Origin of the sequence: Teichococcus aestuarii (assembly GCF_042651065.1) — a bacterium.
In the GTDB taxonomy this organism is placed as follows: domain Bacteria; phylum Pseudomonadota; class Alphaproteobacteria; order Acetobacterales; family Acetobacteraceae; genus Pseudoroseomonas; species Pseudoroseomonas aestuarii.
The window spans coordinates 82,474-95,273 of record NZ_JBHSCH010000006.1; the positions used below are offsets into that span (position 1 = coordinate 82,474).

A 12,800-nucleotide genomic window follows, 5' to 3' on the forward strand; every position below is an offset into this window, starting at 1 on the left:
GTTTCCGGATCGGGGCCAGGGGAGCCGAATGGGCGGAACGGACGGGTTGGCGGGCCGCGTGGCGGTCGAGGGGCTAGTGAAGCGCTTCGGGCCGGTGAACGCGGTGGACCATGTCTCGCTGGAGGTCAGCTCCGGCGAGTTCCTCGCCCTGCTCGGCCCTTCCGGCTCGGGCAAGACGACCATCCTCATGTCCATCGCCGGCTTCGAGTTCCCGGATGCGGGCCGCATCCTGATCGGGCAGGAGGAGGTGACCTGGACGCCGCCGAACCGGCGGAACCTCGGCATGGTGTTCCAGCGCTACACGCTGTTCCCGCATATGAGCGTGCTGGAGAACATCGCCTTCCCGCTGAAGATGCGCGGCGTCGGCCGCGCCGAGCGGGAGGAGCGCGCCCGCGCGGCGCTGGCCACGGTGCGGCTCGGCGAGATGGGCGGGCGCCGGCCGGCGCAGCTCTCGGGCGGGCAGCAGCAGCGCGTGGCCATCGCCCGCGCCATCGTCTACCAGCCGCGCGTGCTGCTGATGGACGAGCCGCTCTCCGCGCTGGACAAGAACCTGCGCGAGGAGATGCAGATCGAGATCAAGCATCTCCAGCAGCGCATCGGCATCACCGTCATCTTCGTCACCCACGACCAGACGGAGGCGCTGACCATGGCCGACCGCATCGCCGTGCTGGACCATGGGCGGCTGCAGCAGCTCGGCACGCCACGCGATCTCTACGAGGCGCCGCAGACCGCCTTCGTCGCCGGCTTCATCGGCGAGACGAATTTCTGCGAGGGGCAGCTCGCCCAGGCCGCCGCACCCGGTGAGTCCGTGACGGTCGCGCTCACGGGCGGCGGCAGCCTGCCCGCCATCGCCGCCGAGGCGCTGCCCGCCGGCGGCCGCATCAAGGTGGCGCTGCGGCCGGAGCGGCTGCGCGTGCTGCCCGCCGATGCGGAGGGTGCCGCCGCCCGCGTGGCGGAGGCGATCTATGCCGGCAACGCCACCACGCTGATGCTGGAAGGCGCCTTCGGCCAGCCGCTCCGCGCCCGCATCCCCGCCGGCGCCGGGCTGCACGAGCCGCGCCCAGGCGAGACGGTGCGCCTCGCCTGGCAGGCCGCCGACGCCAGGGCCTTCCGCGCGTGAGCGCGCCCCGCCCCTCCCGCTTCCGGCTCGGCGGGCGCCGCTACAGCCCGGCGGCCAGCCTGGCCCTGGCGGCACCCTTCCTGCTGCTCGTCGCCATCATCTTCATCCTGCCGCTGGCGACGCTGCTGCATGAAAGCCTGTTCGTCCCCGCCCCCACCACCGAGCATTACGCCCGCGCCTTCGCCGAGCCGGTCTATCTGCGCGTCATGCTGCGCACGCTCCGCATTGCGGCGCTGGTGACGGCGCTGGCGCTGCTGCTCGCCTGGCCGATGGCCTGGGTGATGTCGCGCAGCCGCGGGCTGGGCCTCGCGCTGCTCGCCGCCGCCGTGCTGCTGCCGCTCTGGACCTCCGTGCTGGTGCGCACCTATGCCTGGATGGTGCTGCTGCAGCGCAACGGCGTGGTGAACCAGCTTCTGCAACAGCTAGGGCTGACCGAGGCGCCCATCCGCCTGCTCTACACGGAGGGCGCGGTGGTGCTGGCCATGGCGCATGTGCTGCTGCCCTTCATGGTGCTGCCCATCTATTCCGCGCTGAAGGGCATCCCGGAGGACTATCCGCGCGCGGCGCAGATGCTCGGCGCCTCGCCCTGGGCCACCTTCCGCGAGGTGATCTGGCCGCTGGCGCTGCCCGGCGTCACCTCCGGCTGCCTGATGGTCTTCCTGCTGGCGCTGGGCTTCTTCGTCACGCCTGCGCTGATCGGCGGGCCGCAGCAGATGATGATCGCCACGCTGGTCTCGCAGCAGGTGCGGGAGATGCTGGACTGGCCCTTCGCCGGCGCGCTGGTCGGCATCCTGCTGGTCTTCGTGCTGGCCCTCACCCTGCTGTTCAAGCGCGCGGTGCGGCTGGACCGCTTCGTGGGGTCCGCATGAGCGCCGCGCGGACACACAACCGCGCCGGGCGGATGGCGCTGAACGCGGCGGCCTATGCCGTCACGGTGTTCCTGCTACTGCCGACGCTGATCATCGCGCCGATGTCGGTGGGGCCGGAGCGGCTGCTGAGCTTCCCGCCGAAAGGCTTCTCGCTGCGCTGGTACGCCGCCTATTTCGAGGACAGCGACTGGCTGCGCGCCACCCTCTTCAGCGCCGAGGCGGGGCTCATCTCGGCGGTCTGCGCCACCCTCATCGGCACCATGCTGGCCCTCGCCCTGGTGCGCGGGCGGCTGCCGGGCAAGGGCTTCATCGAGCTGCTGGTGATCGGCCCCGTCATCGTGCCGCACATCGCGCTGGCCGTCGCCATGTTCCTGGTGTTCGAGCAGTTGCGGCTCACCGGCACGCTGCTCGGCTTCGCCATGGCGCACACCGTGCTCGCCCTGCCCTTCGTGGTCTTCACCGTGCTGGCGGCGCTCTACCGCTTCGACGTGGATCTGGAGCGCGCGGCGCTGTCCTGCGGCGCGGGGCCCATCCGCGCCTTCCGCCACGTCACCCTGCCGCTGATCGCGCCCGGCCTCGTCTCCGCCGCCCTCTTCGCCTTCATCATCTCCTTCGACGAGGCGGTGGTCTCCTTCTTCATCTCGGATCTCGACCGCAAGACTTTGCCCCGCAAGATGTTCGAGGATATCGACTTCAACATCTCGCCCACCCTCGCCGCCGTGGCGACCATGCTCACCGCCCTCACCATCCTCGCGCTGCTGCTCGGCTACGGGCTGAAGCGCAGCCTGGAGCGGAGGGCGCGGGCCGCCGGCACGGCACCGGACTCAGGACCATGAAGACCATGCCCGAAGCGGCAAACGTGCTCGATTTCGTCGCCCCCGTCGGCCGGGAGAACCTGGCGGGGCGTGTCTATGACGAGCTGCGCAGCGCCCTGTTCGAGGGCCGCATGCGCCCCGGCCAGCGGCTCAAGATCCGCGACCTCGCCGCCGCCATGCAGGTCTCCGAGACGCCGGTGCGGGAGGCGGTGGTGCAGCTCGCCCGCGAGCGCGCGCTGCGGCTGGAGGCGGCGCGCTCCATCACCGTCGCCGGCCTCAGCCTGGAGCAGTATCTGGAGCTGCGCACCATCCGCCTGGAGCTGGAGGGGCTGGCCGCCGAGGCCGCCGCGCTGCGCATCACCCCCTCCGACCTCGACGCGCTGGAGCGCGCCAACACCGCCCTGGCCGCGGCCGAGGAGGCGGGCGAGGCGACCGCCGCCAACCGCGCCAACTGGGCCTTCCACCACACCCTCTACGCCGCCGCCGCCATGCCGGAGCTGCTCGCCCTCATCGAGAGCATCTGGCTGCGCAACGGGCCGATGCACGCCTTCCTCTACCCCGATGCGCGGCCGAGCTACCCCGGCCGGCACCGGCACCTCGACATCATCGACGGCTTGCGCGCGCGGGACCCGAAGGCGACCCGCGCCGCCCTGCGCGCGGATCTGATGGAGGGCGGCGCCAATCTCGTCGCGCTCCTCGGCCGCATGGAACGCGACACGGCCTGGACCACCCCCGGCTGATCCCCGGCGGCGGCCAGGTCCTCTCTCAACCGGCAAGGACAGGAGACAGGGCATGGGCGTGACACGGAGAACACTTCTGGCGGCCACCGCGCTGGGCGCGGGGTCGGCGGGCCTGGCGAAGCCATCGCTCGCCCAGCGCGGCTCGGGCGAGGTGGTGGTCTGCGCCACCGGCGGGCTGATGGAACGCAGCCTGCAGGAGCATTTCTACCGCCGCTTCGAGCAGGAGCAGGGCATCCGCGTCCGCTCCATCCCGATCGAGCTGCCGGACCAGTGGGCGCGCGCCCGCGCCGGGCAGCGCAGCGGCAACATCCCCTTCGACGTGGTGACCGCCACCCCGCCCGACCTGATCCAGCACGCCGACATCCTGGCGCCGGTGGACTGCACCACGCCGGCCATGACGCAGCACGCCCTGCCCGGTGGCTGCTTCCCCACCGGCATCATCCGCACCGCTGGCGGCATGGCCATCACCTGGAGCAAAAAGGCCTTCCCCAATGGCGGCCCCGCCTCCTGGGCGGAGTTCTTCGACGTGCAGAAATTTCCCGGCCCCCGCTCCCTGCCGGATACGGGCGACCGCGAATGGTGGCTGCCGCTGGCGGCGCTGATGGCCGATGGCGTGCCGCGCGACAAGCTCTTCCCGATGGATCTCGACCGCGCCTACCGCAAGCTGGACACGATCAAGCCGCACGTCGCCGCCTGGTGGAAGAGCGGCGACAACTCCATGCAGATCCTGCGCGGCGGCGATGCGGTGATGAGCGTGCTCTACTCCTCCCGCGCCGTGCCGCTGGCCAAGAGCGGGGAGTTCGACTTCACCTGGAACGGCGCCATCCGCGACGTCGGCAACTGGGCGGTGCTGAAGGGCGGGCCGAACACCGCCAACGCCATGCGCTTCCTGGAGTTCTTCGTGCAGAACCCGAAGGAGCACCTGCCCTTCAGCGAGAAGGTCTCCTTCGACAGCAACAACCGCGAGACCGCCGCGCTGGTGCCCGAGGCGGAGCGCCGCTACCGCGCCTCCTGGCCCGAGAACTGGGACCGGCTGGTGATCGCCGACTACGAATGGATCGCCGCCAACCGCAACGCCATGCGCGAGCGCTGGGTGAACTGGCTGACCCGCTGACCGGCCCACTGACCGATCCCACGGGCGGGCCGCACGGGCCCGCCCGCGCCACCCCTCTCACGGAAACCCGCCCTTCATGCTGGTGAACCACCCCGAGGCGGCACACTGGCCGGTGGACCCGAGCCGGCTCGACCTCGTCGAGGAATTCCGCCGCAAGCCGCGCGGCCCGCACAGCGACGAGCTGCAGAAGCTGCTGCACCGGATGCGCTGGTCCGGCGTCGGCCGCCGCCACGTGCTCGTGGTGCTGGAGCCGAACCGCCGCTGGATGCTGGCACGCATGCCCGGCCGCCGCGGCGCGCCGGTGGAGACCTTCCCCAACCAAGTCTTCACCAGCCTGGCCGAGGCCGAGTGGGCCGTCTTCGCCCTGCGCTGGGAAGCGCTGACCGGCCAGACGCTGGCGCCCAGCAGGACCACGCCCTGATGACCGACACCACCGCCGTTCTCGGCTATGCCTGGCCGCTCGTCGTCTCCCCCGGCGAGGAGGTGGCCTTCCATCTCTCCAGCGTCACGCTGGAAGGGGCCGAGGCCACGCTGCTGCGCGTCCGCTGCGCCGACCCGGACCCGGACGGGCCGGGCCTTCGCTTCCACCAACCCGGCACGCCGCTCGACGGGCCGGTGGCGCTGCGCCACCAGCCGCTCCGCCCCGGCTCCTGCGCCCTGGTCCCGGACGCGCCGGCGCTGAACCGCCCGGGCGCGCTCTCGGTGGCCGCCTTCATCCACCCCACCGCGCCCGGCACCGGCCCGCAGACCCTGCTCTCCCGCTGGCGCGACGACACGGCGGAGGGCTGGCGCCTCGGCCTGGATGCCGAGGCGCGGCTTGAATTCACCCTCGGCGCCGGGGGGCGGCTCTGGCGCGTCACCGCGCCGCGCCCGGTGCTGGAGCGGGAGTGGATTTTTGTCGGTGCTTGCTACGACCCGGCGCAGGGGCGGATCACCGTCTTCCAGTCCAGCCTCGACGCCCAGGCCGGGCGCGACATGGGCGGCATGGCCAGCGCCGAGGCCCCCAGAGAGATTGCCTGGCCGGCGGACATCGCCCTCGTCATCGCCGCCCATGCGCTGGAGGCCGGCGCCACGCCCCGCACCGCCGGGCATTTCGACGGCAAGATCGACCGCCCGCGCCTGCTCTCCGCCGCCCGCGACGAGGCCGCGCTGCGCGCCCTGGCCGAGAGCCTGACGCCCTCCCCCGCCGAGCCCGACCTGGTCGGCGCCTGGGATTTCTCGCGCGAGATGTCCACCGACATCATCCGCGACCTCTCCGCCAACCGGCTGGACGGAAGGCTGCGCCAGATGCCGATGCGCGCGGCCACCGGCGCCAACTGGGATGGCCGCACCGTGCAGTGGACCGAGGCGCCGGAACTCTACGGCGCCATCCATTTCCACAGCGACGACATGCACGATGCCGGCTGGTCGCCGGATCTCCGCCTCACTATCCCCGAGGACTGGCGCAGCGGCTTCTACGCGCTGCGCCTGCGCGCGCGGCAGGGCGGCGAGGACCCGGTGGAGAGCTTCGTCGCCTTCTTCGTCCGCGCGCCGCTCGGCAGGCCGCGCGCGAAGCTCGCCTTCGTCGCCAGCACCGCCACCTTCCTGGCCTATGCCAACAGCGCGCTGCGGCTGGACCAGGTGCATGCGGAGGCCATGCTGGAAGGCCTCATCGCCCTCTCGCGCGACGATGTCTACCTGCAGGAGCACCGCGAGCTCGGCCTCTCCACCTACGACACGCACAGCGACGGCAGCGGCTGGTGCTACTCCACGGCGAAGCGCCCCATCCTGAACATGCGGCCGCGCGGCGCCACCTTCAACTACGGCAACGACACGCATATCCTCGACTGGCTGGAGCAGATCGGCCAGGACTACGACATCGTCACGGATGACGACATCCACCGCCACGGCGCGCAGACGCTCGCCCGCTATCGCTGCGTCATCACCGGCTCGCATCCCGAGTATTTCAGCCGCTCGATGATCGAGGCCTTCGATGCCTACCAGCGTGGCGGCGGCCGCCACATCTATCTCGGCGGCAACGGCTTCTACTGGCGCATCGGCTGGCACCCGACCGAGCCGCATGCCATGGAGATCCGCCGTGGCATGATCGGGCTGCGCACCTGGGAGGGGGAGCCGGGCGAGAACGCCCTCTCCTTCACCGGCGAGCCCTCCGGCCTGTGGCGTGCCAGCGGCCGGCCGCCGCAGCGTCTCGTCGGCGTCGGCTTCGACGCGCAGGTCTTCACCCGCTCCTATCCCTATGAATGGCGCGCCCCGGCGCGCGACCCGCGCATCGCCTGGGCGGTGGAAGGCATCGACCTCGACGCGCCGCTCGGCGATTTCGGCCTGCGCGGCGGCGGGGCGGCGGGGCTGGAGGTGGACCGGGTGGAACCCACCCTCGGCTCGCCGCCGCACCTCCTCTGGCTCGCCACGGCGGACCGGCTGGACTATGGCGGCGTGCCGACGCTGGAGGAGCTGCGCACCCTGCACCGCGGCACCATGGGCGACCAGAACGCGCAGGTGCGCGCGGACATCGCCTTCTTCCCCACGGCGCGCGGTGGCGCCGTCTTCTCCACCGGCTCCATCGCCTGGGCCTGCGCGCTCTCGCACAATGGCTACGAGAATTCCGTCAGCCGCCTGACGGGCAATGTCCTCCGCCGCTTCCTCGACCCCGCCCCCTTCGAGGGCTTCGACCTCTGACAGAACAGCCCCCCGCCGCGCGCGGCGGGGGCGAAGCGCCGCCACAAGGCGCGGAACCCAGGAAACGCCTTCCCATGCAGCGCACCCCGATTGCCACCGACACGCCCTGGTTCCGGCTGGAGGTGGATGACGCCGACTGGGCGGCGGAAGACCCCGCCGACCTCGCCCGCTGGATGGAGCAGCTCCTGCTCATCCGCCGCTTCGAGGAGAAGATCCTGGAACTGCACGGGCAGGGCCTGGTGCATGGCCCGGCGCATGCCTCCATCGGGCAGGAGGCGGGCGCGGTCGGCGCCATGTCCGTGCTCGGCACGGAGGACAAGCTGAACGGCACGCACCGCGCGCACCACCAGATCCTGGCCAAGCTGCTGAACAGCGCCCTCCCCGGCGGCTACGACCCGCGCCGGGACGCGCCGGTCGAGGAAGCGGGCGGCCTCGTCCGCCGCGCCATGGCGGAGATCATGGGGCTGGCGGAAGGCTTCTGCGGCGGGCGTGGGGGCTCCATGCACATGCGCTGGGCGCCGGCGGGCATCGTCGGCACCAGCGCCATCATCGGCGGCAACCTCCCCCACGCCGTGGGCTACGGCCTGGCCGACAAGGTGCTGGGCCGCGACCATGTCTCGGTCGCCTTCTTCGGCGACGGCACGCTGATGGCGGGGCAGTCGATGGAGGCCATCAACCTCGCCGCCCTCTACAACCTGCCCGTCATCTTCTTCCTCGAGAACAATTTCTACGCCGTCTCCACCCATGTCCGGGAGCAGACGCGCGAGACGCGGCTGACCACGCGCGGCGCCATGTTCGGCGTGCCCTCGGTGGAGTGCGACGGCATGGATCTCGTCGCCGTGCGGCGGGCCATGCAATGGGCGGTGCAGACCATCCGCGAGACGGGCGGGCCGGTCTTCGTCGAGGCCATCCTCTACCGCTTCCTGCACCAGAGCGGCCCGCTGCTGGGCAGCCAGCTCGGCTACCGCAGCCGGGAGGAGGAGGCGGAATGGCAGGCGCGCGACCCGCTCGCCACCATGCCCGCCCGGCTGAAGGCGCTCGGCGTGCTGGACGAGGCCGGGCTCGCCGCGCTCGACGCGCGCGCCACCCGCATGGTGGCCGAGGCCGCCGCCGCGCTGACCGAGATGCCGCGCGATTCCAACACGCCGCAGATCCGCGCCGGCGCCTTCCCCGATGTGGCGGAAATCGAGAACGGCATCCGCGGCGACCTCTCCGAGCTGGCCGGCGCCCGCGTGCTGGAGGCGGCCTCGGTGCCCGCCGAAGCGCGGGTGGAGGTGAAATATGTCGACGCCATCGCCAGCACCCTGCTGCGCAACATGGAGCGCGACCCGCGCATCATCGTCATCGGCGAGGATGTGCACCGGCTGCGCGGCGGCGTCTCCGGCTCGACCAGGGGGGTGATGGAGCGCTTCCCCGAGCGCGTCTTCCCCACGCCGATCTGCGAGAACGGCTTCACCGGCATGGCGCTCGGCGCCGCCGCCTGCGGGCTGCGGCCCGTGGTGGACATCATGTTCGGCGATTTCTGCATCGTCGCCGCCGACCAGATGTTCAACGGCATCGGCAAGTTCTCGCACATGTTCGGCGGCGGCTTCGGCGTGCCGGTGGTGGTGCGCGCCCGCGTCTCGCCGCAGGCGGGCTACGGCTCGCAGCACTCGATGGACCCCTCGGCGCTCTTCGCCCTCTACCCGGCCTGGCGGATCGTCTCCCCCTCCACCCCGCACGACTATATCGGCCTGATGAACGCGGCGCTGCGCTGCGACGACCCGGTGCTGGTGATCGAGCACCAGGACCTGTTCCAGACCACCGGCCCGGTGCCAGGCGACGACCGGGACTACATCATCCCCCTCGGCTCCGCGCGCACCGTTCGCCCGGGCCGCGCCTGCACCGTGCTCACCTACTCCACCATGGTCGCCGCCGGCCTCGAGGCCGCCGAGGCCACCGGGATCGATGCCGAGATCATCGACCTCCGCAGCCTCGACCCCGGCGGGCTGGACTGGCCGGCCATCGAGGCCAGCGTGCGCCGCACCAACCGCGTGCTGATCGCCGAGCAGACGGCGCGTGGCACCAGCCATGGCGCCCGCATCGCGCAGGAGATCCAGGAGCGCTGCTTCGACTGGCTGGATGCCGAGATCCTGCGCGTCACCGGCGGCGCGGCCGCGCCCGTGGTGTCGCGCCCGCTGAACATGGCCGCGCTGGGTAACGCCTCCGGCATCGGGGCTGCGTTGCGCCGGCTGACGGGCTGAAGGCCTTCCGGCCCCTTGGAGAAATATGATATATCGAATGGATCAAGACGAGGATCCGTCCATGTCGCAGGCCCTCCTGCCCGAGAAGTCCGGCACCGCCTCCCGCGATGCCGCCCTGCGCGCCCGCGCCCGGGCCGTCATCCCCGGCGGCCTCTGGGGCCATCTCAACGCGGCCAAGCTGCCGGAGGGCTACCCGCAATACTTCACATCGGCCGAGGGCTGCCGCCTGCGCGACGCCGACGGGCGGGACTACATCGACTTCATGTGCTCCTGGGGCCCGATGGTGCTCGGCCACCGCAACCCCGCGGTGGAGGAGGCCGCCCGCCGCCAGGCCGCGCAGGGCGACTGCATGAACGGCCCCGCCCCCGTGCTGGTGGAGCTGGCCGAGTTGCTGGTGGAAACCATCGCCCATGCCGACTGGGCGCTGCTGGCCAAGAACGGCACGGACGCCACCACCGCCTGCGTCACCATTGCCCGCGCCGAGACGGGGCGGCGCAAGGTGCTGGTGGCGCGCGGCTCCTACCACGGCGCCGTGCCCTGGTGCTCGCCCTCCCTGGCCGGCGTCACCACCGAGGACCGCGCCCATCTCCTGACCTTCGACTACAACGACACGGCCAGCCTGGACGCGGCGGCCGAGGCGGCGAAGGGCGACCTCGCCGCCGTCATCGTCACCGCCTTCCGGCATGATTTCGGCCGCCACCAGGAGCTGCCGACGCCGGAATTCGCCCGCCACCTCCGCGCGCTGTGCGACGCGACGGGTGCCGCGCTGATCCTCGACGACGTGCGCGCGGGCTTCCGCATCGACCTCGCCGGCTCCTGGGAGCCGCTCGGCGTGCGGCCGGATCTCTCCGCCTTCAGCAAGGCCATCGCCAACGGCCATCCGCTCGCCGCCGTCACCGGGCGGGAGCGGTTCCGCCAGGCGGCGACGCAAGTCTACACCACCGGCTCCTTCTGGTGCGGCGCGGTGCCGATGGCCGCGGCCGTCGCCACCATCGCCGAGCTGCGCCGCATCGACGGCCCGGCCTACATGCGCGCCATGGGCGAGCGGCTGCGCAACGGGCTGGACGCGCTCTCGCGCCAGTACGCCCTGCCCGTCCGCCAGACCGGCCCGGCGCAGATGCCACTGATGATCTTCGACAACGACCCGGACTGGGCGAAGGGCGACGCCTTCTGCGCCACGGCGCTGCGACACGGGGCGTATTTCCACCCCCGGCACAACATGTTCCTCTCCTGCGCGCACACCGAGGCGGATATCGACCGCGCGCTGGAAGCGGCGGAGGCCGGCTTCCGGGCCGTCGCCGCGCTGTAGGGCGGCGCTCAGCCCCGCGCGGGGGCGGCGCTGCCGTAGGTCTTGTAGCGCTCCCGCGTGGCCTGCATCTGCGCCGCGTCCAGCAGGCGCGGCGTGCCGGCCGAGCGCGCCAGCAGGTATTGCCGGGCCAGCGTCTCCAGCCGCAGCGCGGCGGCCACGGCCGCCTTCACGTCGCGCCCCGTCGTGATCATCCCGTGATTGCCGAGCAGGCAGGCGGTGCGGCCGCGCAGCGCCTCGACCGCCACCACCGCCAGCTCCGGCGTGCCGAAGGTGACATAGGGGGCGCAGCGCACATCCTCGCCGCCGAAGCCGGCCACCATGTAGTGGAAGGCCGGCAGCCCCTCGCCCAGGCAGGCGAGCGCCGTGCAGGCATCGGCATGGGTGTGCACCACGCTGCCCGCCTCGGGGAAGGCGCGCAGGATGGCGGCGTGCATCGGCCATTCGCTGGAGGGCGCGGCGTCATCCCGGGCCGCGCCCTCCAGAGACATCCACACCGTGTCGGCCTCCGCCGTGGCATCCACCGTGGTGCCGGAGCGGGTGATGACCATGCCGCCCTCGACACGGCGCGAGACATTGCCGGCGCTGCCGAAATTCAGCCCCAGCCGCCCCAGCTCCCGGTAGCCCTGCGCGACATCCTCGCGCGCCTGCCGCACCCCGTTCATGCGCGCATCCGCTCCAGCACCGTTCCGAACATGTCCACCGGCCCCAGCTTGCCGGATTTGAGGCAGAGCGCCAGCGGCTCCGGCGCCTCCGCCGCGCACAGCCCGATGCCCGGCGAGACATAGGGCGCGACCGTAAGCCGGGCGATGCCCAGCGCGCGGATCACCGCGCCCGAGGTCTCGCCGCCCGCCACCAGGAGGCGCCGGGCGCCCGCCGCGACCAGCGCCAGCGCCAGCCCGCCCAGCAGCAGCACCGCCGCCAGCGCCGCGCCCTCGCGCCCGAGGCGCGCCTGGGCGGCGGCGACCGCCTCCGGATCGCCCGCGGTGGTGATGCACACCGGCCCCCGCTCCAGGCGCGGCAGGGCCCAGCCGGCCGCCTTGCGCAGCGCCGCCGCCGGCGTCTCCAGCCGGGCCAGGTCGATCCGCAACACCGGGTGATGCCCGGCGAAATGCGCTACCTGCTCCCGCGTCCGGTCCGAGCAGCTGCCGGCCAGCACCACGCCATGCCCGCCGGCCCGCGCGGGCGGCAGGGCGGCCGCGGGCGCGAGCAGCCCCTTCTCCCGCCAGATCGGCGGGTAATGCGCGGCGAGGTTGGAGCCGCCGGTCGCCAGCGGCCAGTCCCAGCTCGCCCGCGCCAGGGTGGCGAGGTCCTCCTCCGTCGCGGCATCGGCGATGGCGTAGGAGAGGCCGGCCTCCCGCAGCACCGCCGCATGCCGCGCCACCGCCGCCTCCCCTTGCGCGACCACCGGCAGCGGCAGCAGGCCGACCCGCCGCGCCGTCTGCGCCGCCAGCACCTTCACCAGATCCGGCTCGGTCATCGGCGTCAGCGGGTCGAAGCGCTTGGGCGAGTTGGAGACGAGCTGGGCGCCCACGAAGAGATGGCCCATGAACACCCGCCGCTCCGCCTCCGGGAAGCTGGGCGCGAACAGGGTGAAGGGCGCGCCCGTCCGCTCCATCAGCAGGTCCGCGCAGGGGCCGATATTGCCCTGGGGCGTGGAATCGAAGGTGGCGCAGTATTTGAAGAACAGCATCCGCGCCCCGGCGCCCAGCAGCGCATCGGCCGCGCGCGCGAAGCCATCGCGTGCCTCCGCCACCGGCGCGACGCGGGAGGGCAGCGCCACCACCACCGCATCCTGGCCGGAGGGGATCGGCGCGTCGTCCAGCACCAGCGCCACGCGCATCCCGCCCGCTGCCAGCATGCCGGCCAGCTCCACCGCGCCCGTCAGGTCATCCGCGATCCCGCCCAGCAGCATGC

Annotated in this window: 11 protein-coding genes; 9 read left to right on the top strand and 2 right to left on the bottom strand. The window is 72.6% G+C overall.

Annotation, left to right across the window (positions count from 1 at the left end; all coding sequences use genetic code 11):
* Nucleotides 1–28 precede the first annotated feature (28 nt).
* The 9 genes from ACFOY6_RS05050 to ACFOY6_RS05090 all read left to right on the top strand — a co-directional run bounded on the left by ACFOY6_RS05050 (nucleotide 29) and on the right by ACFOY6_RS05090 (nucleotide 10,886).
* Nucleotides 29–1,120, top strand: a complete 1,092-nt coding sequence (locus ACFOY6_RS05050) for an ABC transporter ATP-binding protein (RefSeq protein ID WP_379649299.1) — start codon at nucleotides 29–31, stop codon at nucleotides 1,118–1,120.
* On the top strand, nucleotides 1,117–1,989 hold the full coding sequence (locus ACFOY6_RS05055) for an ABC transporter permease (protein ID WP_379633337.1): 873 nt from the start codon (nucleotides 1,117–1,119) through the stop codon (nucleotides 1,987–1,989). Before ACFOY6_RS05050 ends, ACFOY6_RS05055 begins: the two co-directional genes overlap by 4 nt.
* A complete protein-coding gene (locus tag ACFOY6_RS05060) occupies nucleotides 1,986–2,825 on the top strand; it encodes an ABC transporter permease (protein ID WP_379633335.1) in 840 nt (279 codons plus the stop codon). Before ACFOY6_RS05055 ends, ACFOY6_RS05060 begins: the two co-directional genes overlap by 4 nt.
* A 5-nt stretch (nucleotides 2,826–2,830) precedes the next feature.
* Nucleotides 2,831–3,544 (top strand): GntR family transcriptional regulator, encoded by a 714-nt coding sequence (locus ACFOY6_RS05065; protein ID WP_379649301.1) that lies wholly within the window; start codon nucleotides 2,831–2,833, stop codon nucleotides 3,542–3,544.
* Nucleotides 3,545–3,596: 52 nt separating this feature from the next.
* A complete protein-coding gene (locus ACFOY6_RS05070) occupies nucleotides 3,597–4,658 on the top strand; it encodes an extracellular solute-binding protein (protein ID WP_379649303.1) in 1,062 nt (353 codons plus the stop codon).
* A 76-nt stretch (nucleotides 4,659–4,734) separates the two neighbouring features.
* On the top strand, nucleotides 4,735–5,079 hold the full coding sequence (locus tag ACFOY6_RS05075) for a hypothetical protein (protein ID WP_109516158.1): 345 nt from the start codon (nucleotides 4,735–4,737) through the stop codon (nucleotides 5,077–5,079).
* A complete protein-coding gene (locus ACFOY6_RS05080; protein WP_379649305.1) occupies nucleotides 5,079–7,334 on the top strand; it encodes a N,N-dimethylformamidase beta subunit family domain-containing protein in 2,256 nt (751 codons plus the stop codon). The genes ACFOY6_RS05075 and ACFOY6_RS05080 overlap by 1 nt, the downstream gene beginning before the upstream one ends.
* A 74-nt stretch (nucleotides 7,335–7,408) precedes the next feature.
* Complete coding sequence (locus tag ACFOY6_RS05085) at nucleotides 7,409–9,577, top strand: alpha-ketoacid dehydrogenase subunit alpha/beta (protein WP_379649307.1); 2,169 nt, start codon at nucleotides 7,409–7,411, stop codon at nucleotides 9,575–9,577.
* A gap of 61 nt (nucleotides 9,578–9,638) precedes the next feature.
* A complete protein-coding gene (locus ACFOY6_RS05090; RefSeq protein WP_379649309.1) occupies nucleotides 9,639–10,886 on the top strand; it encodes an aminotransferase class III-fold pyridoxal phosphate-dependent enzyme in 1,248 nt (415 codons plus the stop codon).
* Between the two features lie 8 nt (nucleotides 10,887–10,894).
* Here ACFOY6_RS05090 and ACFOY6_RS05095 read toward each other — a convergent pair whose 3' ends face one another.
* Both ACFOY6_RS05095 and otnK read right to left on the bottom strand, forming a co-directional pair.
* Nucleotides 10,895–11,548 carry a class II aldolase/adducin family protein gene (locus ACFOY6_RS05095; RefSeq protein ID WP_379649311.1) on the bottom strand — a complete coding sequence of 218 codons (654 nt, stop codon included), beginning with the start codon at nucleotides 11,546–11,548 and terminating at the stop codon, nucleotides 10,895–10,897.
* Entirely contained in the window at nucleotides 11,545–12,798 is a 1,254-nt protein-coding gene (gene otnK, locus ACFOY6_RS05100) for a 3-oxo-tetronate kinase (protein WP_379649313.1), read from the bottom strand. Before otnK ends, ACFOY6_RS05095 begins: the two co-directional genes overlap by 4 nt.
* Between the last annotated feature and the right edge of the window lie 2 nt (nucleotides 12,799–12,800).